The organism is Rhizobium sp. BK456 (assembly GCF_014194045.1).
In the GTDB taxonomy this organism is placed as follows: Bacteria; Pseudomonadota; Alphaproteobacteria; order Rhizobiales; family Rhizobiaceae; genus Rhizobium; species Rhizobium redzepovicii.
This window is the reverse complement of record NZ_JACIAO010000004.1, coordinates 289826-316052: the sequence shown is the minus strand read 5'-3', so window position 1 is coordinate 316052 and position 26227 is coordinate 289826. Positions and strand designations below refer to the sequence as shown.

17 protein-coding genes and 1 pseudogene are annotated in these 26227 nt (G+C 61.9%); 10 read left to right on the top strand and 8 right to left on the bottom strand.

Annotated elements, in window-relative coordinates:
* Positions 1-30: 30 nt before the first annotated feature.
* From FHX03_RS14285 to FHX03_RS14275, 3 genes are read right to left on the bottom strand one after another with little or no spacing between them, the layout of a single operon-like run.
* A complete protein-coding gene (locus tag FHX03_RS14285) occupies positions 31-2322 on the bottom strand; it encodes a transglycosylase domain-containing protein (RefSeq protein WP_246699241.1) in 2292 nt (763 codons plus the stop codon).
* Positions 2323-2370: 48 nt separating this feature from the next.
* Complete coding sequence (locus FHX03_RS14280; RefSeq protein WP_183854188.1) at positions 2371-8337, bottom strand: alpha-2-macroglobulin; 5967 nt, start codon at positions 8335-8337, stop codon at positions 2371-2373.
* Positions 8338-8342: 5 nt separating this feature from the next.
* Positions 8343-13985, bottom strand: coding sequence for a lysozyme inhibitor LprI family protein (locus tag FHX03_RS14275; RefSeq protein WP_183854186.1), 5643 nt, complete (start codon positions 13983-13985; stop codon positions 8343-8345).
* Between the two features lie 249 nt (positions 13986-14234).
* Between FHX03_RS14275 and FHX03_RS14270 the strand changes: the two genes are divergently transcribed.
* The 6 genes and pseudogenes from FHX03_RS14270 to FHX03_RS14250 all read left to right on the top strand — a co-directional run bounded on the left by FHX03_RS14270 (position 14235) and on the right by FHX03_RS14250 (position 17128).
* A complete protein-coding gene (locus FHX03_RS14270; RefSeq protein ID WP_183854184.1) occupies positions 14235-14612 on the top strand; it encodes a hypothetical protein in 378 nt (125 codons plus the stop codon).
* Positions 14605-15126 carry a hypothetical protein gene (locus FHX03_RS14265; RefSeq protein WP_131710557.1) on the top strand — a complete coding sequence of 174 codons (522 nt, stop codon included), beginning with the start codon at positions 14605-14607 and terminating at the stop codon, positions 15124-15126. Before FHX03_RS14270 ends, FHX03_RS14265 begins: the two co-directional genes overlap by 8 nt.
* The gene (gene sigJ, locus FHX03_RS14260) at positions 15123-15992 is read left to right on the top strand and encodes an RNA polymerase sigma factor SigJ (protein ID WP_206099922.1); all 870 of its coding nucleotides are present in this window, start codon (positions 15123-15125) and stop codon (positions 15990-15992) included. Before FHX03_RS14265 ends, sigJ begins: the two co-directional genes overlap by 4 nt.
* 206 nt (positions 15993-16198) lie before the next feature.
* A complete protein-coding gene (locus FHX03_RS14255) occupies positions 16199-16456 on the top strand; it encodes a hypothetical protein (RefSeq protein WP_183854181.1) in 258 nt (85 codons plus the stop codon).
* Between the two features lie 26 nt (positions 16457-16482).
* A pseudogene (locus FHX03_RS34440) lies at positions 16483-16599 on the top strand (tRNA (N6-threonylcarbamoyladenosine(37)-N6)-methyltransferase TrmO); the annotation flags it as partial.
* 37 nt (positions 16600-16636) lie between these two features.
* A complete protein-coding gene (locus FHX03_RS14250; protein WP_131710556.1) occupies positions 16637-17128 on the top strand; it encodes a GAF domain-containing protein in 492 nt (163 codons plus the stop codon).
* 28 nt (positions 17129-17156) lie between these two features.
* Here FHX03_RS14250 and FHX03_RS14245 read toward each other — a convergent pair whose 3' ends face one another.
* Together FHX03_RS14245 and FHX03_RS14240 are read right to left on the bottom strand one after the other, a co-directional pair.
* A complete protein-coding gene (locus tag FHX03_RS14245) occupies positions 17157-17351 on the bottom strand; it encodes a molybdopterin-binding protein (RefSeq protein WP_183854179.1) in 195 nt (64 codons plus the stop codon).
* A 213-nt stretch (positions 17352-17564) separates the two neighbouring features.
* The gene (locus tag FHX03_RS14240) at positions 17565-18005 is read right to left on the bottom strand and encodes an RbsD/FucU family protein (protein ID WP_131710671.1); all 441 of its coding nucleotides are present in this window, start codon (positions 18003-18005) and stop codon (positions 17565-17567) included.
* 194 nt (positions 18006-18199) lie between these two features.
* Here FHX03_RS14240 and FHX03_RS14235 point away from each other — a divergent pair, with 194 nt between their 5' ends.
* From FHX03_RS14235 to FHX03_RS14220, 4 genes are read left to right on the top strand one after another with little or no spacing between them, the layout of a single operon-like run.
* On the top strand, positions 18200-19198 hold the full coding sequence (locus FHX03_RS14235; RefSeq protein WP_097629442.1) for a LacI family DNA-binding transcriptional regulator: 999 nt from the start codon (positions 18200-18202) through the stop codon (positions 19196-19198).
* Complete coding sequence (locus FHX03_RS14230; protein WP_183854177.1) at positions 19195-20712, top strand: sugar ABC transporter ATP-binding protein; 1518 nt, start codon at positions 19195-19197, stop codon at positions 20710-20712. The genes FHX03_RS14235 and FHX03_RS14230 overlap by 4 nt, the downstream gene beginning before the upstream one ends.
* The gene (locus tag FHX03_RS14225) at positions 20712-21755 is read left to right on the top strand and encodes an ABC transporter permease (RefSeq protein ID WP_054185452.1); all 1044 of its coding nucleotides are present in this window, start codon (positions 20712-20714) and stop codon (positions 21753-21755) included. The genes FHX03_RS14230 and FHX03_RS14225 overlap by 1 nt, the downstream gene beginning before the upstream one ends.
* A gap of 53 nt (positions 21756-21808) precedes the next feature.
* Positions 21809-22798 carry a substrate-binding domain-containing protein gene (locus FHX03_RS14220; RefSeq protein ID WP_054185432.1) on the top strand — a complete coding sequence of 330 codons (990 nt, stop codon included), beginning with the start codon at positions 21809-21811 and terminating at the stop codon, positions 22796-22798.
* A gap of 175 nt (positions 22799-22973) precedes the next feature.
* Here the strand turns inward: FHX03_RS14220 and FHX03_RS14215 are convergent, their stop codons facing one another.
* The 3 genes from FHX03_RS14215 to FHX03_RS14205 all read right to left on the bottom strand — a co-directional run bounded on the left by FHX03_RS14215 (position 22974) and on the right by FHX03_RS14205 (position 26206).
* Complete coding sequence (locus FHX03_RS14215; protein ID WP_131710553.1) at positions 22974-23567, bottom strand: general stress protein; 594 nt, start codon at positions 23565-23567, stop codon at positions 22974-22976.
* A 29-nt stretch (positions 23568-23596) separates the two neighbouring features.
* The gene (locus FHX03_RS14210) at positions 23597-23914 is read right to left on the bottom strand and encodes a hypothetical protein (protein WP_003591967.1); all 318 of its coding nucleotides are present in this window, start codon (positions 23912-23914) and stop codon (positions 23597-23599) included.
* 345 nt (positions 23915-24259) lie between these two features.
* A complete protein-coding gene (locus tag FHX03_RS14205; RefSeq protein ID WP_131710551.1) occupies positions 24260-26206 on the bottom strand; it encodes a putative bifunctional diguanylate cyclase/phosphodiesterase in 1947 nt (648 codons plus the stop codon).
* Positions 26207-26227: the final 21 nt, after the last annotated feature.

Below are 26227 nucleotides of genomic sequence, written 5' to 3'. Positions count from 1 at the left end.
GTGGGCTAGGCTTTCCGCTGTCGAAAGCTGTCATTGCACATAGACCGGTACCATCGCGGAGGTTTCGTCGCGGTAGGGCAGGCGGATTTGGAAGCGGTGCTCACCGCTCTGGATCGGCCAAAAGACGGGTCGGTCGGGGTCGGTGACGGCGAAGGGCTGGCCGTCGACATACCAGACGATTTGCGGCACATGCGGGTGGACATCGGCCTTCAGAGGCAGCCGGTCTAATGAAGCCGGCTGTTCCGGATTGCGCCAGATCTGGCTATTGCGCGCCGGCGTCGAGATGGCAAGATGGATCTTGGGATCGGACGCTTCGGTACTGGCGAGCGAATAGCTCTGGCTCCGCCCCGCTGTTGCACTGATCGGCAAAGGGTTGAGGCTGGCGTCCGAACGAAGCGATAGCGCAGCCGCCTTCGGCATCTCATCGGGCTTCAGCCATTCCACCAGCGTCTGGCTGCAGCTATTGTCATTCGTCTGCCCGTTGACGACGCATACCTCCATCGGTTTGCGGTCCGGCGGCGTCGGAAAACGCGCATCGGCGATGTCTCCAGGCTTGTTGCCGTGGACCCGGTCGATAACGGCGTGCACAAGGCGGGCGGCAGTGCCGGCGCCGGTCATCCGGCTCATGGTGCCGTCATCGCCCCTCCCGATCCAGACGCCGACGATGACCTTTTCCGAATAGGCCACGGCCCAGGCATCCCGGTAACCTTGCGAGGTGCCGGTCTTGATGGCGACCGGGAATGGATATTCCAGCGTCCCGTAGCGGTGGAAGCTTGGCAGCCGCGCCTGCGGATCAGACAGGAATGATGTAATCAACCGGGCCGTATCGAGCGAAATGACCCGCACGGGCTGCGGCTGCGGCTGTTCGCGCGCCCAGCGCAGATCCTGCAATTGGCCGTCGTTGGCGAGCGCCCCATAGGCCCGCATCAGCCTGTCCAGGCGTGTAGGCAATGAGCCGATCGCCATCGACAGACCGAAATAGTCGGCCGGGGTTTCGAGGTCGTGCAGACCGAGATCGCGCAAGAAGCGGAACGTCGTCTCAAGACCGATGCTACGCAGCAGATTGGTCGCGGGCACATTGCGCGAATTCGCCAGCGCCTGGCGGGGCAACATGGGCCCGAGGAATTCGCGGTCCGCGTCGCCGATGCCTGAGGCGCCTTCCGGCAGATCGAGCAGCATGTCGGTCGGCTCCAGCACGCCGCGCTCGAACCCCAGCGCATAAATGAAAGGTTTGAGTGTCGAGCCCGGCGAACGCTGCGTCCGCGTATAGTCGAAGGCGCCGGCATGCCTGCCGTAATAATTGCTCGAACCGACCTGGGCGAGAACCTCGCCGGTTTGCCGCGACACCACCATGACCCCGACTTGCTGCGCGCCCGCAGAGCGCCAGCCATCGAGATAGTCTCGCGCGAGAGCGGTCACGTCGGCCTGCAGGCCAAGGTCGATCGTCGTGTGGATCAGCGGCGCAACCGCGGAGGCAGGCGCTATCTCGCCGTTCTCGATGAGATCGTGATAGCGCAATATCAGGTGCAGGGCGTCCGGGCGGCGGGGCAGGGCGGGCATCCGCATGTCATCGAGCTGGCGGTGGGCGATCTCCGCCTCGTCAGCTTGAATGATCTTCTGTTTTGCCAGCGCGTCGAGGATGTGATGACCGCGCTGAACGGCCCGGCGCAAGCCCTCCGGCCGCAGCGGGTTCATCCGGGTCGGCGATTGCGGGATGGCTGACAGCAGCGCGATCTCGGCCCAGGACAAATCCGCCACCGGCTTGTCGAAATAGAGGCGCGCCGCATGGGCGATGCCGTGGCTGCCATTGCCGTAAGGCGCCAGCCGCAAATATTGCGCCAGTGTGGCGTCGCGCCCGTAACGCAGGGTCAGCAAGACGCCGGTGCCGGCCTCGAGCATCTTGTGCACGAAGGTGCGCGATTCCGGCTGCTGCATCCGCGCCACTTGCATCGCAATGGTCGAGGCGCCCGAGCGGCGCTTGACGGCACCGAAATTTTGCCAGGCCGCGCGGCCGATGGCATAGGGATCGACGCCGATATGGTCGTAGAACCGCCTGTCTTCGAGGGCAAGCGTTGCCTTCACAACGCGATCCGGCAATTGCTCCAGCGGCCAATAGCCATAATCGATGCGCCCGCCGGCGCCGTCGGCATGGCCGATCTGCGCGAGGAAAGCGCCGCTGCGATCATAGAGGATCGGCGTCGGTGCCGGCGCGATCAGCTGCGCACGCTGATGGATGAGATAGGCATAGACCAAGGCGCCCGCTGCAAGAACCAGCGAGGAGAAAAGAACGAGCTTCGATCGGCGGCGTCCCAAGAGTGTCATTGCTCGGCTGGCTGGCTCCTCGCCTGATATCTTCCCTGGCTGCGTGGACTACTTGGCCACGACGATTTGCACGGCAGCGCTCGTTCCCTGCACGCCCTTCTGGTACATGGTTTCGGCGAAGGCCTGCGGCTGTGTATACGAACCGGGGATCAAGGCGCGCGTCCGGTAGGCGAAGGTGTAGTTGCCCTTCGGAAGCCTCTCGGACGCGCAAAACACCTGATCGTCCCCGTAGGACACCCAATCGGTCGGCAGGCTCGGCGCGATTGCCGGTGTAGCCTCGGCCGGGGCGGTGGCGATGTTGGGGTTGAGAGGATCCAGCCCCGCGGCCAGCGGCAGGGTAAGCGCCACATGGGTCCGATCTTCGGACACGACTAGTTCGACCCTTTCCTCTGACACATCGCCCACCTTGAGCTGGATCGCACCTTTGGCATCGGGGATCAGCCTCTCCAGCGGCGCATTGCCGGCGGGGACGCGGTAGAGCGTGCGGGTCAGGGCAAACCCCCGGCTCTCAGCTTGCGCGCTATAGCCGGCTTCAGCAGAGAGATAGGAGGTCTCCACTAGCGCGAGGGCGGGCGCCGTTCCCGTATTTTGGATGGTAACGGCGCTCGGATCCAGAGTGACCTGTCGCAAAACAGGGTCATTGGCGTCGAGCGCCAGATTTTGAACATTGCCGCTCTGGGTCAGCGTCAGCGGCAAGGGCGTCGTCGGCTTCTGCCAGGCGGCCGCAAGCGCACGGATCGCAGCCGACGTCGCATTGGTCGAGCCCCAGCCATCGCTGTCGCCGAGCTGCAGCAAGGCGTTTGTCAAGGCGGGATAACGCGGATCCGTTTCAGAGGTCAGAGCCGCCGCGCGCACCATTTCGGCAAGGCTGCGGGCTTCCGAAGGCAGGATGATCGGGCTGCCTCCATCCTCAGCCTGGCCGTCATAAACCAGCTGGCCATTGCGAGAGAGGATGCGCACGCGCGACCACATCGTGTCGGCGAGACCACCGACAAGACGTTGGTCGGCATCGGGCGCACCAGCTGCTGCCGCCGTCATTCTGGCAACGCTGACATTCGGCATCAAGGCAGCCGAACGGGCGAGTTCGGCCATATAGGCGGGGTCGAGCCCGCCGCCTTCAGCCAGCGCCGTCAGAGCCTCGACCCGTTCGCGAACCTCGTCACCACTGAGCAGATGCGGATAATCCGAGCGTAGCGACAGTTTCAGCACGCTCGCAAGACGATCCGTCAAAGCCTTGTCGGTGGGTTCGCCCGCTTTGTCGGCCGCGACCAGGAAAGAATAGGCCCAGGCCGTCAGCGAGACATTGCCCTTGCTATGCGGCCAGAAGCCGACAAGGCCGTCGGCATCGACCGCCTGGCCGATTGCCAGCACGGTGTTGTGCACATCGCCGTCTATGCGCTTTTCAAACTTCGCCGCTGCCAGGATGGGAGCGAAACTCTTGAACGCGACGCCGGAGGAGGCCAGCGATATCCGCTGCTCGGTGGAGCCGTAGGGAGATTCCACCAAAGTGTTAAGGCCGGCAACGAGCTTCACCAATGTCGGATCGGAGGTCAGCGTCATCGCACGCTGGAACGATCCGGGGCGCACATCTCCCTCAGTTGCGGGCAGCGTTTTCGAGCCGCCCGCCGGGATTTCGACGATCTGGTAATGTTTGGTCGGGATGCGGTCTGGTTTCAACGGCAGCGTGATTTCCACGGCGTCGCTGGCGTGGTCGGCCAGGCGCTCGACCCCGAAACGCAGCCGCACGTCGTCCTTGCCGGGCTTTGGCTCGGGCACCTCGGCGAGAATGCCGATATGAGCCGGCTTGTTCTCTTCCCAGGCAAAGGAAAGATCCTTGCTGCCGCCCAACATCAATCCGTCGGAAGCAATGGATGCAACGCCGGCGCCGCCACCGCCCTCGACGACGCGGGCAATGATGCCGGCCTCGAACTGATCTCCATAGCGCAGGAAGCGGGGTAGGGCGGGTTGAGCGACGATTTCCTGCCGGATCAGCATTTCGCCGGTGCCGTAGCCGAAGCGGTCGGGACCGCTGACGGCCTTGGCGCGCAGCTTGAAGACGGTCAGCGAGTCCGGCAGCTTCACCTTGATCTTGGCAATGCCATCCGGGCCGACCTTCACGTCGGGAAGATAGATCGGCACCGGCGTGAAATTCTTGCGGACGGAGATATTGTTGTCCGTGCCCCATTCCTCCCGCTCGTCGCCGCCCGGCACCTCGTCCAGAGGAATGTTGCCGAAGGCCATGTTGCGGGTGTCGCGCAGCGCCATGGTGGATTGGCCCTTGACGATAAAATTCGGCAGCGGATCCAGCGGCTGTTCCGTTGCGAGCGACAGCACGGCCTGGTCGATCATCCAGAAGGTGGCCTCGCCCGCGATCGGCTGACCGGTATCGTCGGCGAGATGCAGCGTGACCTCCACTTCATCGCCGGGGCGGGCCTTCTTCGGGTAATCCAAGGCAACGGCGACGGTGTTCTTCACCGGTTTTACCGTCACCGTCTTCGTCGCGGCGATCGTGACAGGCTTGCCCTGGTCGAAGGGCGCGTTCGGCGAGGGGATGCTGGTCTCCAGCCGGCCGCGCATGATGAGGAAGTGCACGGGAATTTCAGGCGTATACTCCTTGCGGACCGGCACCGCATAATGGCCGTATCCATCGGCGATATCGACCCAATCATAACGGAACGTTCCCTCGGGCTCTTCGACGACGGCCAGCGCACGGGCTGTCTGGAAGGGCGATTGGATCAGCAGATTGGCGGTTTCTCCGGGGATGTAGCTGTCCTTGTCCGTGGTCACGACCGCGGTGCGGGCGGGCGGCTGTGCCCAGGTGACCGGCGTGGTGCCGCCGACGAAGAAGTCGACGCTCACCTGCTGTCGGCGGCCGATCCGGTCGCTGGCCTCGAGTTGAATGACGTAGACGCCCGCATCCTTTGCCTCGAGCGCCAGGGTCTGGATATCGCTGGTGCTGGTAATCTTGCGCTCCAGAACGGTCTCATCCATGACCTGCGTGACGTACTTCGCCGAACCCTGGCTGAAGTCGCTCGCCTGCAGCGTCGACGTCCAGTTGCGATGGATCAGCCGCGCCGTCATCTCCAGCCCGGCGACGGGATCGCCATTGCCGTCGACAGCCAGGATCTCAGGCTCGATGGCGCCGGGCGTCGGCACGTAGCGCGGCACCTTCAGGCCAAGCACGAAAGGCGGGACGGCATAGACGGTAGTAATGCTGCGCACCTGCAGATCGTCGTCGCCGGTAACGGTCGCCTCGACCATGTAGCGGCGGGGTTGCGCCGTCGGCTCGATCGTCGTGTCGAAGCTGATGCGCGAGGCGCCGCCGGCGTCGGTGCTGCCGTCTCGTTCCAGCGCGGGCGAGGATTTGAACTCGTTGCCGCCGGAGTACCGGGAATCCGTCGAAAAAAGGAAGCCTTCGTTGCCAGGCGGCGTCCAATTGTAGGGATACTGCACGGCGCGCCAGCGAATGGGACGATCCGCCAGCAGGCCGCCGGCGAAATAGCGCGCGACCAGGTCCACGTTGAAGGAGGAATCGAGAGGCACGGTCTGCGGATTGTTGAGGACCACTTCGAAAGTCGGCAGGCGATAAGCCTCCTTCTTGAAGGAGATGCTGCCGCATTGGACCCTGTTGTCGGCCGCGCTGCTTTGACTGCCGTCGCTCTCGGCGGTCTCGGCAGTATCGGCCTGGCTGTCGCCTGGCTGCGCCTCATCGGTATTGCCGTCGCTCGGACCGTCGGCGTTCTCGTCCTCACCGGAGGTCTGCGCCGGTTGAGTCTGGTCCGTAGCCTGCGCGGTGTCGCCCGGCTCGAAGTGAACTTCGTAATCGCCGGTCGCCGGCGTCTCCGAGTCGAATTTGTGATAAAAGCCGCCGAACGCGTCCAGCCGCACCGGTACGCGCCACTCCTGCTGATCGGGGCCGGTGATGACGATCTGGCCGCCTTGCGCCGGCAGCGTCAGGTGGCCTCCGAGGTAGCTTCGGACATATCCCTTGATATGCACCGGCTCCTCCGGGCGATAGATCGGCCGCTCGGTGAAGACGTGGCAGAGGGTGCGGCTCTGCTCGGTGCGGCTTTCCGCGGGATTGGTGGTCCAATCCAGCCAGGCGGCGGAGGGTTTGGTCCAGTTGTCTTCAGCATATTGGGCCGGGGCATGATCGGGATCGACGACCAGAGTATCCAGCCCCTTCGTCACGATGACGCGCCGGATCTTCGCGTCGGCGCGCTTCTGCAGCTCCCAGGAAATGAAGCCCTGCGCGTCTGTCGTTCCTGCCGCAAGCGTGACGAATTTGCCGTCGCGCAAACCGTCGAGGCGAATCTGCGCCCCATCCATCGGCTTGCCGCTGGCAAGCGAGGTGACGGCAAAGCGGACCCGGTCCGGCTCCTCCACCGCGCTCAAGGTCAGGTCGGTGACCTGTACGCGAAGCCAATGCCGGGTTTGGCTGTCCACCGCGCGCAGGCCGACGAGATAGCTGCCGGGCTGGTCGGCACCGGCAATCCGGGCAAAAAGCGATTTCAGGTCCAGGCCGAATTTGGTGTCGACGCCGCCCTTGTGAATCGGCAGGTCGACGAACTGGGATATGGCGGGCGAACCCAGGGCCTTGACGCGCGCCTGGATCGCATCGGCTGAAATCTCGTCGTTGTCGGCCCATTTCTGCGGCTCCTTGCCGGGCAGAGGCGGTGCTTCGTCATCATCCGTATCGAGGCCGGATTGCGGGAAAGGCCAAAAATCGCGCGACAGCGGATCGATCGCGTGGATGCGCACATCGGCCCTGTCATAACCGCGCCCGCGCAACGGCACGAGTTGTGGGCCAAAACGCTCGACCACACCCTGCGACGCATCCCAGATGAGCGAAGACTGTTCCGGCGCGAAGGCGAATTTCTGGCCGAAGCCGTCAGCCAGCGGTCTGCCGCGGTCATCCGTCAAGGCGCCGGCAGCGACATCGAGCGTGTAGACCTTGTCGGTGAGAAAGCGGCCATTGACATAGAGACGCCCATCGCTTGCTTCCGCCGTCAGATCGTCCACCGGCGGAGAAATGCGCAAGGCGTCCCGGACCGAGAACTGTTCCCCAACCACCGGATTGCTCGAAAACCGGAAGATCATGCCGCGACCCTGGCGAGTGGCCGGCGCTGCATCGGCATTGTCGGCGGCGTTGCCGTCATCATCGACCGCGGCGCTGTAATCGCTGACGGTCGCGTTGGAGGTGCAGCGCATGATGCCATCGCTCGTGGTGGCGTCGAAGCCCCGCCCGCAATCGGAACTGGTCATGGTGAAGGGCACGGCGGTGCGCACGCGCAATTCAAAGGTCTGATCGCTGAAATCCGGCGTGTCGGCAAGCTTTAGCCGCAGGATGGCGACGCGGCCATCGGGTACGCTCTGATGCAACTTCACCACGTAGGATTGCTGATCGCCGCGGCTGTTGCGTTCAAGCGGCTGGATATCGAAATCTTGCGCCCCCAACATCAGACCGCCTTCGTCGCCAATGCCGGGCGCCGGACGCAGCTCGATCGACAGCAGCCGGCTCAGCGCCGCGACATCGACGGGTTCGGCAAAGGTCAAGGTGATCTGGTCAAGCTCGCTGACGGGATCATCGGTTGCAGCCGGAGCCGTCGATACCGGCACCGGCAGCAGCGGTATCAGTTCCGTCTCACCGCCGGCGCCCTTGTCATGATCCAGCATCTTGACCTTGACGCGGGCAAGGGGCTGCCACTTGTCGGCGGGCCTGAATTGCAGAGCGCGCGGGCCGAGCCACTGCCAGGCACCTGAAACAGCCGGTTCCATCGTCACGAAACGCTCGGGCGAATCTTCCGCGCCGCCGGTTGCGGGGCCGGTATCCGTGGCAAAGAAAATCGTCACGGGATCATAGGCGCGCAAAAACCTCTCCGGCACGATTTTGACGCCGTCGGCGCGCTGCAGAACATCCAGTGCCGGCGAGGGAGCGCCTTGCTGCGCGTGACCGCTTGAGATCAGCGTTGAAGACGCAAGGGCGAGGGCAATGAGAAATGCGATCTTTTTCATTGGTTTCACTTCGATCCCATGGGCTTCAGACCGGCACGCTGCAGATAATCATTGATAATTTCGGGCGGCGGGCCCGCCGGCGGTGGCGACAATCCAACCACCGAAGGCCTGACGATGAGTGTCGGCGCGTTGGCCGGTGCGCGTGCTTCCAGGAGGTAATAGCCTGCCGCAAGTTGCTTGAGCTGATTGACGCCTTCGCCGAGCGCCTGGCCCTTGGCATCCAGTAGCCGGCCGATGGCAAGGTCAGGATCGGAACGCAGGCCGACGCCGATATTGCCGCTATTCCTAACCTCGAAGCCGAACAGGGCGGTCGCGCCCGGTGCAAGCACGACCGGGGCTCCGATGCCGTCATTGACCGGCACGACCGGTGTCGCCGTCATGTCCAGGCTGCCCGACAAGGGGCCTTCATGCGTGGAATAGAGTGTCAGGACCGCCTCACCTGCTGCAAGATAGCGGTGGAACTCCGCTCCCGTCGGAAAGAGTTGCATGTCGCGGTGACCATCCTGCTCCAGGCCGACAATGACAGGTGCGTCGGTGCTGACGTCGAGCACCATCGGCTGGGCCGGGTTAAGACGGAAAGCCATGGCTTCACCCTCGAGCTTTACGCTCTGCGGCAGCGTCATCGATTTTGGTTCGGGCTTCGGCCAGGGCGACTGGCCGCCACGTTCCAGCCACAGCGCCACGAGGCCGGCGCCGTGATCGACGATCAGCTGACCGGGTCCGGAGACGGAAATACTGTCCCCGCGCAAGACCCGACCGTCGGCCCCGATAAACGTCGCCGCGCCGCCGGAAACGTTCAGGACATCTCCCTTCATGGCATCAACCGCGATTTCTTCCGATCCGACCGTCCCGAAAAACCGGCGCTTGATCTGATCGTTGCCGAGCGCAATTGCTTGTCCCGGTGACAGGCTGACGCGCGCCGAGCCGGCATCACCCGTCAGATTGACGAGCCAGATCTCCTCAGTCGACGTCACGATGCTGCGCGACAGGGGAGCTGCGGCCGACCAGACGTTCAACAGCTGAGAGGCTGAGGTGGCGGAGACGACGGCGATCCCGGGCGCCAGGTCGAGCGTCAGCCGTTTCACCCCAGTCGCCAGCTTTACCGGCTGCGCGCTGAAGGCTGGAACGGTCGTCGTCAAGGGGCCGTTCAGCTGCACCGCCTCGAGTTCGGCCGCATCGATCGGCCTCAGCCGCATCTGCAGGCTTTCATCGCTTGCGGCGTTCCAGATGTGCAGATCCTGGTTATCGGAGAGGGCGACCGCGCTGTTGAGGCCGGCACCCATGCCGCGTGCGGCCGTGAGGCCCGGCTGGCCGAAGGCCGAATCCGCACGCCACAATCGAACCTTACCCGGCAAGGCAGGGATGGCTGGAATAACCGCCTGATCTCCCGGCGAAAGCGTCAGCGCGATCTCTGCATCGGGTTGCGCGGGGCTCACCCGCACATGGCCGGCGCCACGGGAGACCAGCCATAAACGATCCGATTGCGGAGCAAAAAGTCCCGATGCGGCGGCCGTGAGCGGACGATCGGCACTTGCGCCCGCAAGCAGATCGGCGCTGGCGCCGAGGTCCATGAGGCCGGCCGACGGTGCATGCGCGAGAGCAACGTTGAGAGAGAGATCGAGGCCATCGATGGCCACGGGCTCCAAGGCGATATCGCCGGGCTCCCGCATATCGCCGACGATGCTGCGCGCGGCGATCTTGATGGGTGCTGCCCCACCGTCGAGGGTCCAGACCGATGCGCGCCACTGTGCATCCCCCTCGGAAGCGGGCCAAGCGATAAAGGGTGTGCGGCCACGGGCAAGGGTTTGCGGCTTCCAGCCGCCATCGGCATCTCGTTTTTCGACGGAGAGAACCAGGTCGCTGGTGGACTGCGCCGCGACCAGCGTGAGCCGATCCTTTACATTGGCCGGCAAGGGACCCGGCAGAGGGAAAATAAAGACGGAGGCGCCGTTGACGGAAGCACTGCCGCTCTCTGCAAGCGCCGGCTGCGCTTGCTCCTGCGGCAGGGCGAACTGAACCTCGATATCCCCGAGATCGGCCTGGTCGTCGCCTTCCCCCTGATCATCGCCGTCGCCTTCTTGATCGTCGGGATTATCATCCGCTTGGCTGCCGGCCGTGCCGGATGCTGCCGCCTGATCAAGCGCCAGTGTATAGGATCCGGCCGGCAGGCGGGTGGACAGCGCGATGTTCCAATCATCGCTGCGCCCCGTCAGGCGTTCGAGGACGGCGCCATGTTCGTCCTTCAGCACGCCCTTGATTTCGGTGCGGCCGAAAGTGCCGAGGCTGACGACACGGTCCGTCTCGACATTGAAGGAAAGCTCGGCCGGCAGGTTGACGAAGCGCGCCTCGCCCGGCTGCAGATCCCTGGTGTTCAGGGTAACCTGGTAATCCAGCCGGTCATCATGGGCGAGGCTCGTGAGGTCGATGCGATAGTGCCCGGCCTTCAATTTGCCGGTGAATTGGGGCGCGGCGACAAATCGGGCGATCTGCTCCTTGTCGTCACGAAACAGCGTGCCGATCATGCCTTCGGTCAGATCGATGCTGATATCCGCATCGGCCAAGAGATCAAACGTCCAGCCGTCGGCAACACGCGCGTCGCCCTTGCCCTGAGGCTCGCGCCACTGAAATGCCTGGCTCTGATTGAAGGCCAGCGGATGCGGTCCGTGGCCCTGCAGCTGCGGCGCGTCGATGACGGGTCTTAGCCGTGCGACAAACCGCGTGTCGACGTCGCGCGGCAGGATCACGAGGCGGTAATGCCCCGGCGTGAAATCCTGACTGAGACTGGAAAGTGGCCCCGGCACTGTGAGCGGCCATCCCTCGGCATCCTCGAGGCGAGCAGTAAGGTCTTCGCCGAGGGAGTAGAGATCAAGCTGATAAGATCCCGCACGTGTTATCTCGATCGGCACGACGGCGCCGCGCCCGCCGGAGAGAATGCCTCGGCTGGTGCCATCGGCGACCAGGGTTGCCGCCGTCGGAAGCGAGGCCGGCGTAACGGCGACGCCAAGATGGCCGGAGGAATTCTGCACGGAGAGGCCGACCTGATAGGTTCCGGCGCGCAGATAGGTTTGCAGCAGCGCATTGTGGCCATCGCCATTGTCCGACGCTTCCCCCAGCCCCGGCAGGAATGACGTGCCAAGGCGCAGCGATGTCTGCAAACGGCCAAGGGTTTCGATGCGGTAAAGCCCCCCTTCCGCCACCTCGAGCCGGTAGGATTTCTCCGCGTTCTCGGCGAGATCGAGAAACTGGGATTGGCCGGCAATCAATGGGGATGCGGGGGGCGGGGGTGCAATCTGGCGCGCTGCGACAGCATCAGGCTGCCAACTGACGACGATCGACCGGGCAGCGGAGGGAACCGGGAAGCGCAGGGTCAAGGTCCGGCCTTTTGTGTCGACGCGCTCGTTGCTGGTCGCAAATGCGACCGATGTATTGTGCATGTCGATGGCGGCGATGGTCCCGCCTGGAGGTACGTGGACGTCGATCTGCAGATCCGCGGGTGATGCCGGCCGCGACAGGGCGTTCGCATCGTCATTCGCAGCACCTTTGGCCTGCGGCACGGGCGCCGGCATATTGGACATTGGCTGATCCGGCAGAGGTTGCGGCTGTGCCGCCGCATCGGCGGGCTGCCAGAGCGCCAGTGGCCGCAACTGCAGATCGGCGGGCAAGGCCACGGCACGAGGTCCCGTCAGCAGACCGGGCGCGGCATTGGTGATGATCTGGTAGCGCGTGGCCTTTTCGGCTTCCCGGATGCCAAAGGAAATGGTGGTGCGGGCGGGAGCTGCGGGTTGGACCGGTGGGACGAGGCCCGGCGTGCCGAAGGTGAGGTCGACGATGCCGACAGCATTGTTGTCGGGCAGCAGGCGCAGCAGATAATAGCCGGCGTCCAGATCGAAACGATCAGGATTGCGGCCGTCGACGCGCGGAGCATTGCCGACAAGAACCGGGCTGATGTCGGCATGCAGGGCAACGCCTGAGGTGCGGACCGCGATCTGGCCAGCTTGCGTCATCTCGAACAGCAGCGACGTCGGCCCGCGTAAATTGAAGCGCCGCCGCCAAGCCTGGCCCAGGCCGAGATGAGGCAGGTCGGACGCGACGATCGTGGCTTTGCCCCCACGGTCCTGGCGCAACAGCAGGGCCGTGGCCGGAATTTCATCGCCGCCTTCGCCGGCAATGTCGAGACTGATGAGATTGGCCACTGAGCCTTTAAATTGGGTCTCGGTGCCGAACCGAAGCCCCCGAAGCTGGAAAGGCTGGCCTTCATAGCCCGAGACTTCGACAATGCTCGGCTGGCCGTCTGTTGAAAGCGAAAGCGTGGCTGTCGGTTCGCGGCTGGCCTTATCGATCACGGCACTCTGAAAAGCCGTCGCCGTTTGAGAAGTCCGACCGGCCCGGAGCACCGCCGGCGCCGATTGCGGCAGCTCCAGACGGAAGGTATCGAGATCTGCCGGCGCCTCGAAACGGATCGAGCCGAAGGGTCCGATGACATTTTCGGCTATCCCTCCGGCCAGCGAAAGCTGCGCGCCGGTGCGAATATGGAATGGCTCTGCGGCGTCCGCGCTAGTCCAGACAAGCTTCTGACCGCCATAGGCCGTCACGAGATAGCGGCCGGCCTCGACCGTTCCCGTCAGCGTCGCCCGGCTCATGGGGAGGCCCGGCTTCAATTCGAAGATCGACATTTTCGGCGAGAGATCGGCAATATCGGTGCCGTTCCGCCACAAGCGCAGATCCTGCAGCGAGCGTCCGACCGCCTCGATATCGACGCGCCCGGAATCGGGAATGTCGATCCAATAGGATCTTTGCTGCAGATCGCTGAGATCGGCATGGATGGGGGTGAGCGAGGTCAAGGCGGCGTCGGGCTGTTCAAGCTCCTGATAGGCTTGCGCGGTGAGCTTGACGTCGCCGGCGGCTCCCTTGGCACCGAACACACGGACCTTGTAGGTGCCTTTGTCGAGCAGGGCATCGATCCGGCCGTCGCTGACTCCGGCTGCGCCCATGCGGTCGCCGGGGCCGGCGATCATGTCGACAAGCTGCAGCGCCACACCGGAAGTGCTCTGCGTGCGGATGGTGATATGGCCTGAAGTGTCGACGGTCAGCAAGGTGCTGCCATCCTGATCCGCAGGCAGTTGATCCGGGGCCAAATGCGGCTGCGACACGAGCCGGGGCGGCGCTTTTAAGGGCGCGGGTTGAGGCGCTGCGACGGCCGCCGGCGCCGATGTATCTTGTGCCGCCGCCGGCTGTGTCGTCGGTGCTGTTGATGGTGCAAGCTCGACGGCAGATTCTGGCGGCTTGCGGCTGGGAGAAGCGCCCGCTGCCACAAGCGCCTCAAGGCGCGTCTGATAGCTTGTTGCCAGGCATGCCGTCAGCCGGCCCGGATCGGTGTCTACGCAGGATTTGTTGCGGTCCGCCAACCAGCGGCGCTGCTGCTGGCGTAGATCGTTCAGCCTTGTCGGGTCGCCGTTGAGATCCGCCAATGCCTGCCGATAGGAGGCTGCCAAGGCGGTGTCCTGGGCAATCAAGGCAGGGGAGGCACAAATCGCCTTTTCAATGGCGGACTGCGCTTTGCCGCAATCAAAGGATTGCGCATGGGAGGCCGCTGGGAAAAGACAACCACTGAGGGCAACAAGCAAACGCAGGCGAGAGATGAAAGCCATGGATAACTCGTTTTTTGAGTGGCCGGCACACTAGTCAATATGAACTATCCTCGATCAAGACAAGAGCCGGTTGCAGCAAGCCGAGAACCGCAACGCGCTCAATGTTTGACGTGGTTTATAAGTCGGCACTTGGATGTGGAGTGACCCGTAAAAACTCGCTCTTGCGGCAGGAGCGCAGGGCTAATTTCCGGCGTCGGACATGTCACATTTTTCCACTCCCTTCGTCCTTGTGAGCGAAAGGAGATTTCAATGCGACCGCTGCTTCTTGCCCTTTCCGTCCTCCAGCTTTTCAACGGGGTGCTGATGCTGGCTGCACCACCGCTCTGGTATAGCGTCATACCCGGTGTCACGGAGACTGGCCCGTTCAATTCCCATTTCCTTCGAGATATCGGCCTTGGCTTTCTGAGCGCCGGCTGCGCGCTGGGCATGGCGAGCTGGTATGCGGCGATTGCACGGCCTCTGGTGGCTGTTGCCAGCGTCTTCCTGCTCGGCCATGCGCTGCTGCATCTCGCCGAAATGGGGCTGCATGGAACCGGTCCAGCCCATGCGATGCGGGATATCACGCTGATCGTCGTGCCGGCCTTGATGCCGCTTGCCGTGTTCAAGCGGAGGACCTCCCATGTTTAGGCGGCTCTTTCGGAATGCCGCGCGCAAATTCGGCGCGCGCTATGATTATGATGTCGGCTATATGGAAGATCTCGCCGAGTTGAGCCCGGGCGGATTCGCCAAGCTCGCCTTGCTCACACCCTTCACGCAGGAGCGTTTCGGCGTACCGGCTGCACCTTATTATGCTGCGAAATTCATCGCGGCGCGCACGGCCGGATGTGGGCCCTGCACCATGCTGGTGGTTCGCATGGCGGAGGAAGCCGGCGTCAGCGCACAGCAGCTCGCCTCGATCGCCCGGCCGGGTTCGGCGGATGCCGACATGCGGCTTGCCGCCGACTATGCGACAGCCGTTCTCGCGAACTCGTTCGACCTTGCTGACATGATTGAGACGGCGCGGTACCGCTTCGGGGAAAAAGGCCTCTGGGGCCTTGCTTCAGCCGTCGCCGCCGGCCAATTCTACCCCACCTTAAAGCGGGGCGTCGGCGCGGCGCTGAGCTGCGACTTGCTGCCGGCTGAGTTTCGGGAGGTCGCATGAGAGCGCCTATGGGGAGGGATGTCGGGCCGATGCCGGAGGCGCTGCGCCGCCGGCTGGTCCGGCTCGCCTATCGCTATCTCGGTTCGGTGAGCGACGCTGAGGACGTCGTACAGGAAGCCTCCATCAAGCTCCTTGCCAGCGAAGGTGTCCGCGACCGCGAGGCGTGGCTTGCCCGCGTCGTCACCAATGCCGCGCTTGATCGGCTGAGGCAGCTTAAGGCGCGGCGGGAGACCTATATCGGGCCCTGGCTGCCGGAACCGGTGGTCGAGACGGAGAGCCCGAGCGATCGCGAGCTCGACATTTCCTTCGCCGTCATGCGCACGCTCGAGACATTGTCGCCGCTCGAACGCGCGGCCTTCTTCCTGCATGACCTGTTCGGCATGGATTTCGACACGGTGGGCGAGACGCTCGACCGCTCGCCCGCCGCTGTCCGTAAGCTCGCCTCGCGGGCCCGGCAGGCAGTGAAGGAGGGGCGGCCACGCTTTGCGGCGCGACCTGCCGACGTGGAGCGGCTGTTGATGGCGATCAGCGCTGCTGTGCAAAGCGATTCCGTCGACGCTCTTGCCGCCGCACTGGCCGAGGATATCGAGTTGATCTCGGACGGCGGCGGCAAGGTGATCGCGGCGCTCAGGGTTCTTCATGGCCCCATGGAAGTCGCAAACTTCCTCATGCACATCGCCCGCAAGCAGCCGGATGGCGGATGGCGTTTCGGACCCGCCCAGGTGAATGGCGGCGCCGGTATGCTGATCAGTTCCGAGGTCGGCCTTGACACGGTGATGGCCATCGACCTCGATACCGAGGGGCGGGTTGCGGCGGTCTATCTCGTGCGGAATCCGGAAAAGCTCGCCCATGTGGTGGGAAGCTGAGCCGGCGTTGCCACAGTGAAGGCTGCGCTTATGCCTTTGGCGAAACTGCGCTGATCGTAGGCCATGCTTCAACTCGTCCAGCCGGCTACAGTCCGAACAGATCATCATTGTGATAATCTTGCGCCAGCCAAGGTCGATTCGCAGGTGTCGGGATTTTCGCCCCGGAGCCAGGCACGCGTGGTCGTGATACAGGTAAGGAGGCAGCGATGCTGAAAACCGATACCCGCCAAGCGAATTGGCGCCGTGCCAATCCAGGCAAATATGATGCTCACCTCGCCGTGCAGCGAGCAATCAAGGCAGGCGAGTTGGAAAAGCAAACCTGCCAGGTCTGCGGGGTCGAAGCGGTCGATGCCCATCATGATCAATACGACGAGCCCTTAAGGGTGCGGTGGTTATGCCGACGCCACCACACGAGGCTGCACCATTATGGCGAAGACATGTTTCCGATCAGGAATGCACTTTAGAGGGCCGGATCAATCTGGTCTGTATTGGAACGCCGCTCCTCGACATCAAGCCCGATCGCACCATGTTCAAGCCGATCGCGCCGCCGCAGCCCGGAGACTTTCAGGTTGGAAGCGAAACGGCGCGTGTTTGCAAAAAGGGATAGCCGCCGAAGCTCCCGAACAGCCAGTGAGGTAATTGTGATGTACGCCACGAGGAACATAGGGCAGGGCGACAAGCGCACCTTCTATCGCGAACTCGCAGGCCAACTTCAGGGGCTGCTTAAAGGCGAACGCGACGCCGTTGCCAATGCCGCAAACCTCTCGGCGCTTGTCTTCGAGCTCGTTGCCGATCTGAACTGGGTGGGCTTCTATTTCCTGAGATCCGAAAACGAGCTGGTCCTCGGCCCGTTCCAGGGCAGGGTCGCTTGTGTGCGCATTGCCGTCGGCAAGGGAGTCTGCGGTACAGCGGTTGCGGAAGCGCGTTCCGTGCTGGTTCCGGATGTCCACGAATTTCCCGGACACATCGCCTGTGACGCCGCTTCCCGATCGGAGCTGGTGATCCCGCTGGTCAAGGACGGCGGAATTGTCGGCGTGCTCGATCTCGACAGCCCCACGCCTCATCGTTTCAATGCCGAGGATCAGGCCGGGTTCGAGGCGCTCGCCGCAATCTATGTCGCCGCGAGCGTTCTCTAGAGCGATTTTAGATGACCGCTCCAACGGATCAGTCGACTGCGACCATCACGTCGGAAGCCTTGACGACGGCATAGGCATTTCCACCGACGGTGATACCGAGTTCGTCCACGGCTTCGTTAACGATGACGCCATTGCCGATGTCAATGCGGACATGGGCGGTCGTCGCGCCTTTGGTCACCTCGATAATCTTGCCTTTCAGGCGATTGCGGGCGCTGATTTTCATAATGTTCTCGTCGTGCCGTCCAACTATCCGGCGGATTCGATCGCAGGCACGGTTTTCCGGATCACTGCCGAAGAACTGGCGGCAACCGATGCTACGAAGTCTCCGACTACAAGCGTATCGAAACGGTGTTGGCGTCGCGAACCAAAGCATGGGTCTACGTTAAGGCCTGATCTGTTCCTTCATGCCGCCCGAGGAATGCCTCACCATCCGGCCTCAGAGCACGCCCTTCCTCAAGATGAAGTTTCCATAGGGGCGCGATTCAGCCGTCTGAATGATCGCAAACGATCGCATGGCGATCGGATAGTAAGCGAACCTCTCGACAGGTTGGCTGGCGATCGAACGCACTTCTGCCTCACTGCAAACGGCGATGACCTCCCTGTGCACTTCGAGCAACTCGCCTGGCGCGTCGACGGCCTCCATATGCATCAGCGGCGTGTCGCCGAATGTGTCCAAGGGCATCATTTTAAGGATCCCGCGAACTGCAGTCGGTGCATCGACCCCCTCCAAGATGAGAAGCTTTCCGCTTGTGGTTTGGGTCGCCACCCGAAAGCCTGAGAAGTTTCGATCGACGATGGCCAGTTCGTCGCCATGACCCATGGAGGCCATAACCCACAACAAGTCGGCCGTGACGAACTGCGGGACGCCTTTCAGCATGTCATTTCCCTCCCAAGAGATGATCACCAGTTGGATCGTATCCGCAAAAAAACGATTGCGCAAACGTTTCGATGGCGTTAGCGTGATCAAATTCGCGGATCCTTGGAGAGCCTGTTTAAAGGTTGGAAATCCGCCTGGGAGGAAAATTTGAGACGCTTTGTTGTTGTGCTGCCGGCAAACGCCGGAGCGCGCTCATGACGACGATTTCCGAAGTTGCAAAGGCGGCCGGAGTTTCGGTCTCCACGGTTTCCCATGTTCTCAACAAGACGCGCTACGTTTCGCCCGAGAAGGCGAAGCTCGTCATGGAGGCGGTGGACGAGATCGGATATATCCCGAACGCGGTTGCGCGCTCTCTCAAATTATCGTCGACGGGCACGGTCGGCCTGGTCATTTCCGCCATTTCGAACCCTTACTTCAGCGACATCATTTGCGCGATTGAAGCCGAGTGTTCCAAGCGAGGCTTGATCGTCTTCCTATGTGATACACAGGACGATCCAGATCGGGAACTGGAGCTCATCCGGCATCTGCATCAGCGTCGTGTCGACGGCATTATCCTTGCCGCTTCAGGCGCTCCTAAAAAGTCGCTGGACTATCTATTTGAATGCGATGTTCCCTGTGTGCTCGTCGACAGGCTCTCCGATGATCGTTTCGATCAGGTCGGAACCGACAACACGGCGGCAATCCGCATGCTGGTCGATCATCTCGTCACGCTCCATCACCAACGGGTTGGGATCATCCTCGGCCAGCCGGGATTTTCAACGACCGTCGAGCGCACTGAGGCTTTCCGCGCGGCTATGGCGGAGAAGGGAATAGAGGTCCCGCATGCCTTCATCAGCAATGGCAACCGCAGCACGGCTGACGCCACCGCTTCGACACACCGCTTGCTGGAGTTGACGGAGCCACCGACAGCAATCCTTGCCTCAAACAATCTTGCGATGATAGGCGCGATGAGAGCCATTCGGGAACGGGGGCTACGCGTTCCGGCGGATATTTCAGTGCTCGGAATCGATGATTTCGAATGGGCAGATTACTTCGAACCGCGCCTGACGCTAATGGCCCAGCCTTGCGATGAGATCGGCAGGAAGGCGGCGGACTTGCTGATTGCGCGGATCGGCAGCAAGCACCGCCCGCGCGAGACCGTTCGACTGTCGCCGGTTTTGCGGGTGCGTGAATCGTGTGGAGAAGCAGCATGAACCAGGTTGTTCTTTCGGCGAAAGGTATCACCAAGCATTTCGGCGGCGTTCAAGCGCTGCGTGGCGTGGACTTCGATCTTAAAGTGGGTGAAATCCATGCCCTACTTGGAGAGAATGGTGCGGGCAAATCGACGTTGATGAACCTGATGTCCGGCGTGCACACGCCGGACCAGGGAGAGATCTTCATCGATGGCAAACCCGCCCGATTTCACAGCCCGCGGGATGCACAAGCGGCAGGAATTGCAACGATTTTCCAGGAATTGGATCTCGTCTCGAGTTTGAGCGTCGCGGCCAATCTCTTTCTTGGGCGTGAGCTTGTCCATCCACATGGCATGCTCGACGGGAAGGCGATGCTGCGCGAAGCGCGCAAAAGACTGGAGGCAATCGACCGATCGATCGATCCCTCCCAGCTTGTCGGCGAGCTGTCTATCGGCCAGCGCCAGGTCGTCGCCATTGTCAAGGCGCTGTCCTATGCATCCCGCGCTCTGATCATGGATGAGCCGACAGCGGCATTGACGGTCGGCGAAGTCGATCGATTGTTCGATATTATGCGCGGGCTCGCATCGTCAGGCGTCGGTATCGTCTATATTTCGCATCGCCTCGAGGAAGTGCCGCAGATTGCCCATCGCGTGACAGTGATGCGCGACGGCAAGGTCGCCGGCGTTACCGAGCCGAACGCGCCGCAAGCCCAACTGGTGCAGCTTCTTGTCGGTCGTCCGTTGAACGAACTTTACCCGCCTCGATCGGATCGCGTCGGAGACGTGTTGCTGAGGATGCGTCAGGCCTCCTTCCGGCCGCACCGTGCGTCACCCGGGTGGCAGGCGCCATCAAAGATCGACCTCGATGTTCACCGCGGTGAAATTGTCGGCTTGGCCGGCGTGATGGGTGCAGGGCGAACCGAGCTTCTGAGCGCTCTTTACGGGACAGGCGTGCCGGGCAGGTGGCAGGGTGAGGTTACCATTGGCGGCAAACCGGCAAGGCTTCGATCCATCGCCGCCGCCCGCAGGGCTGGTCTCGCATTCGTCACCGACGACCGGCGCGGCGCCGGACTGATGCTGCGCATGTCCGTTGGCCTGAATCTCGTCATGTCGATCATTCGCCGAATTTCCCCAAACGGCTTGTTGTCTGCACGTCGACAGGATGATGCGATCAAGAGCTCGTTCGGGAATTTCGACATCCGTCCCAAGAATCCGGAGATCGCAGTGGGTGCCCTGTCCGGTGGCAACCAGCAGAAGGTCGTGCTTGCTAAGGAAGTGCTGGGCAATCCGAGCCTGTTGCTTCTCGACGAGCCGACCCGCGGTGTGGACGTCGGAGCCAAGGGGGAGATTTACGCTCGCTTGCGCAAATTTGCCTCGGATGGATTGGGCATCCTTGTCGCTTCAAGCGAGATGCCCGAGCTGATCGGCCTATGCGATCGAATAGTGGTTCTGCGCAATGGCTGCAGCGTTGCCGAATTTTCCGGCGGGGTGAGCGAACACGACGTTCTGGCCGCCGCCAACGGGAGGGAGGGATGATGTCCGAACAACAAATTACGTCGAGTTCTCCGATTCAACCCGCAAAGCGCATCGATCCGCTTGCGGTCATCGTCCGCTTCCAAAGCCTGATCGGCCTTGTGCTGGTCTTTGCCGGCGGCATCATCTTCTCGCCGCGTCGGCATGGGGTCATCCTGTTCATTCAACCCGACAATATTGCCAACATCGTCCGTGCGGTGTCCGAGACCGGCATCATCGCGATCGGGATGACCTTCGTGATCATAACCGCCGGGATCGATCTCTCGGTTGGGGCGACCCTTGGTCTTGCGAGCGTCGTCACGGCAACATTGATGGTCTCGGGCGGCTTTGGGCTGATTACAACGGTGCTGGCGGTGCTGCTGATGGGCACCTGTTTCGGCTTGATCCAGGGAGCGATCTCAAGCAAGTTTCGGCTTGAAGCATTTATCGTCACTCTTGCCGGTTTACAGGCAGCTCGCGGGCTGGCGCTCGTAGTTTCGGGCAATCAGTACATCAATATTTCCTATGGCGATGGCCCCGGGCTGGCGCCTCCCATCTTTGCGGTTCTCGGCGGTCGATTGTTCGGCAACGTCGTTCCTGTGGCCACGATCGTCTTCCTGATCTTTGCCTGTATCGCAACGCTGGTGCTGAACACGACGAGGTTCGGCCGTTACGTCTATGCCGTTGGCGGCAACGAGCGCGCCGCTCGCATCTCCGGTGTTCCGGTCTCGGCAATCAAGATCGCCGTTTACGCCATCACCGGTTTTGCATCCGCGCTGGCCGGCATCGTCCATGCCGGGCAATTCAATTTCGGAAGCGCCAATGATGGCACCGGTTATGAATTGACGGCCATCGCGGCTGTCGTCATTGGCGGAACCAGCCTGTTTGGCGGGTCGGGTTCCATGGTCGGAACGATCGCCGGCACGATCATGCTTGGCGCCCTCGCCAATATTCTTCAGCTCAACAATATCACCCCAGCCATGCAGTTGCTCGCCACAGCGGCAATCATCGTTCTGGCGGCAGTCCTTCAATCCCTCGTTCGTCGCCGCGAAGGATTGGGCAGATAGTGTGGCGGCATCTCCCGGAAGGTGGATCCGGAACCAATGTGGAGGAGAAAGTAATGACACAGAATGCACTTCGATTTTCGAATGCCGGGCGCATGGCACTTCTCGCCGGTTCGTGCCTTTGTATTGCCGGCGTGGCCCAGGCTGCCGATCCGCTTGTGAAGGCTTGCGCCAAAGACGGCGAATTCGTTGTCGGCTTCTCGCAGGCAAACAACGCGGAGCCCTACCGCCAGCACGTCAACGATGAACTGGAAGCCGCCGCCAAGGCGGTCCCGCAGTTCACACTGCAGATCGCCGACGGGGCGGGCAACGTCAACACTCAGACGTCACAGGTCGACAATTTCATTACCCAAAAGGTCGATCTTCTGTTGATCTCGCCTTTCGAGGCGGCTCCGCTGACGCCCGCCGTCAAGCGGGCAATGGACGCGGGTATCCCGGTCATCGAACTCGATCGCAAGACGAACGGTGAAGCAGGCAAGGATTACACAGCTTTCATCGGAGGCGATAATTACAAGATTGCGCTGGCAGCCGGCGAATATACCAGCAAGACACTTCTTCCAGATGGCGGCGAGGCCGCCGTGCTGGAGGGCCTGCCGAGTTCGACGCCCGCAGTCGAGCGGCTCAACGGCTTCAAAGACGGCGTGAAGGCCAATTCGAAAATCCAGATCGTCGCAGAACAGGCGGCAGACTGGCTGCCGGATAAAGCACAAACGGCGTTCGCAGCCATGCTGCAGGCTCATCCGGATATCAAGATGGTCTATGCCAGCAATGACATGATGGCGGCGGGTGCTCTGCTTGCCGCCAAAGGTGCCGGCAAAAGCGTGAAGATCATCGGCACCGATGGCTTGCCTGGGCCTGCCGGGGGAATTGAAGCAGTCGCAAAGGGCGATTGGTCCGCGACCTTTACCTATCCTACCGGCGCGAAGGAGGCGATCGACATGGCAAAGTCGATATTGCTGGACTGCGCATCGTCTGTTGAGCCGACAGTAACAGTCGATACTACAGCCATCACGCCCGAAAACGCCAAGCAGATGATGGGCAAATAAAGTCCCAGGCTCCCCGGCTGGGCGCGTCTGCCCAGCCGGGTGGGACCAAATCGCTTCGTTGCGCGCTTGCATCGCCGCGGCGTTTGCCAGCAACCAGATCGGAAGCCGCTGTCGCACTTCGCCGGTCTATTGCATGAAACGCGCGCCCATCGGTTGGCGCGCGCATCCATAGCGACTAGAGGCGATAACGGCTGCGTTCTTTTGCGACCTGTTCTGGACTATAGGGGTCGAGCGCGTCATCGAACCTGGTCCATCCCTCTTTGGTGTAGGCGGCTCGGCGCTCGACCGGGTCGACCCAGTTGGATTGCTTGAGGATCGCTTCCGCCTCCGGGACAAGTGCGTCTTGAACCCTGGCTGTGACCAACGAGCCACCCCGGCGAACGCCTTCGGCATATACATTCGCGTCCTCGTCAGAGACGCCGGAACTCGTCATCGCACCGATAATGCCTCCTGTCGCACCGCCAGCGACTGCCCCAGCGGCGGCGCCTGCGGCGGTGGCGGCCAGCCAGCCGGCTGCGACGACAGGGCCGACGCCCGGGATGGCCATCAGACCGAGGCCTGTGAGAAGGCCGCCGGCGCCGCCGACGACTGCACCGATGCCGGCACCTGTACCGGCGCCTTCACCTGCATTCGAATGTTCACCTTGGCGACTGTCGGCATTGTTGGAAACGATGCTGATGTCGCTGGAAGGGATACCGGCGGATTCAAGCGCGCTGACCGCGGAGCTTGCGTCGGTATAATCGTCGAAAAGTCCAGTTACGGTTCTCATAGTCATTTCTCCTGAAGGATTTGTTGGGGTCACTTGGCGACGATGTTGCCCTGGTAGTCGAGTGCGATCATGACGGCCTTGCCGTCCTTCATCCCCGATGCCATCCAGATGCCCTTGTCATCCTTCTTGAGGTCTTTGACGTCGGTATAGCCGGCCTTTTCGATGCGGTCCTTGGCCTGCCCTTCGGTGAAGCTGTTGGCACCTTCGACCGGGGCGGTCGCATTGTTCGACCCAGGCGTTGCAATGGCCGGAGTCTTGCCGTCACTTGTCGTTGCGGGTGCCGTCTGGGCCATGGCTGACAATGCCGAAGCGCCCAGAAGCGCTGCGGCTAGAATGAACTTGTTCATGGGAATTTCCTCTCGTGGCGAACCTCTCAGATCCGTGATCACGAAACCCCATCCGACCCTAATCGTTCCACGTACCAGAACTTAAAGCACGAATGCGAATCTTTGCCTGATTTGCTATTGAACTCGCAAAAGTTTTTCTGCGATCGCTTACTGCTTCGTAGACAAAATGGACCCGATAGCGGCGGCCATTGTTGACGCGGAGTTCACTCACGCCTTTGCCCACCGGCTTTACGTCCCCAGGGTTGGGCACGAAAGTCCTTCAGCGTCTTGGACCGGTTCGGACCCAAAGATCGCGGACAACGTCGCGTCTGCGATGAACGGTCTTCTGGAAACCTGGAGATCGGGTTATGCCGCGTTCAGAAGTTCAGCGCTAACCGGCATTCCCATATGATAGCCCTGGACGCGGTCGATGCGAAGATCCTTGAGCAGGGACAATTGTGCTGCCGTTTCGACGCCTTCCACCAGGATCGTATTCCCGCGATTGCGGATAAGAGCGACCATGTCCTGAAGCATCGTCAACCCGCGCGGGTTGGAGCAGTCGTGCAGGAATGTCCGATCGACCTTCACCGTCTGAAACTCGATCGCCCTCAGCCAGGAGAGGCCCGCGAAGCCGGAGCCGAAGTCGTCAAGCCAGATTTCGACGCCGAGAGTCCGCAGATCTGCAATGCACTTAAGCACCTCCGACTGCATATCCATATCCAGGCCCTCGGTGACTTCCAAGGCCAGCCGCGATCCGCTGACCCCGCAGCGAATAAGAATGTCAGCGACATTCGCAGCAAAGCCGGGGGAACGCAGCTGTATGGGCGACACGTTGACGCTGACGGTCGCCATGCGATCGGTCATCAGAATGTCACGGCATGCCGTCTCGATCGCCCACTTGCCCAATTCGAGGATAGCACCCGTTCGCTCTGCAACCGGAATGAATGTTTTCGGCGAAACCGCGGTGCCGTCCGGCATCCGAAGCCGCATCAAAGCCTCGACAGCTCTTGCTTTCTCATTGGTCAACTCGAAGATCGGTTGATAAACGAGCGAGACCAGTTTGCGATCAATGGCGGCCGTCAGCAGCGGGACGAGTTTACCGGCATTATCGTCCGGGCGAGGCAACAGCGGATCAAACCTGCGAATGCAGTTTCGGCCGCTTGCTTTGGCATGGTAGAGAGCAAGATCGGCCTCACGCACTATTCGTTCGACCTTCTCTCCAACTTTGTCGCGGGTGAAGGCGACGCCAATGCTGACGGTTACGATTGGGCTGTCATCCGGTCGCCCGTCGTGCTCAATCGCAAGAAACTCGACTTCCATTCTGATCTTTTCGGCCAGGCTCATCGCGATCTTGGGAGTTTCGACCGGCAAGACCACGATAAACTCTTCACCACCATACCTGCCTATCATGCCACCGGACGACTCTACGACGGCCTTCAGCACTTTGGCGATGACAGTCAGGCATCGGTCTCCTTCTTGATGCCCGTAGCGATCATTGAAGCGTTTGAAAAAATCGACGTCGATAAGCAACACGACGAAGTCGCGGCGTTCGTCTTTCCAGGCGGCCCAGCATTCGTCGAGCCGCCGATCCAGGGCGCGCCGGTTGCTTATGCCCGTCAGGTAGTCGGTGTTTGAAAGCTCAAGCAGTGATCGTCCACGCTCGGACGCTTCCCAGTGCTGATATCGGGCCTCCGCCGCATTCAGCAACACGTTTCGACGCTCCACGTTCAATCGCCAATTAACGAAAGACGTGAAGACGAAGCACGAAATGTAGAACATCCCGAAGGCAAGCTTGTAGGTTTGGCTTGAAGGAAAAAACGCCTCGATCGTAACGAAAAATGCGCCGAGCACGAAGCTGGAAGTGATCACCGAAAGCCGAAACGGGAAACTGAAAAACAGGTTGGCGCCCATCATGAAGATGGCGCCAAATATCATGTAGTACGACATGGCGGTGACGTCGCTGGTGCCAATCGCCGGGTAAAGCCAGCCCAAATAGCCGGCAAGCAGTGCGGAGGCGCATGTGATGTCCAGCCAGACGGTTTTTGCTTTGGCCAGTCGCAAGGCTTCGAAAGCCAGCAGCGCAATCGTTGCGACGACGAATCGCGCGGCGATCGTCGCAGGCGCAACATCGGGGATAAGCCATCGGTCGGGAAGTGCGAAGGCCACATAGACGGCGACTGCGATCCAAAGACCGTGCCGTGAGCTTCGCCTCCGGACAGCATCATTTTCAGTTTCCAGAGACTTGCGGGCCTCGGCGAACGAAAAGCTGTCGGTTGATTCGTCGCGCTGCACAGGAGCGTCAGCCGCGCTCATGCAACGATACCAGCCTGACTA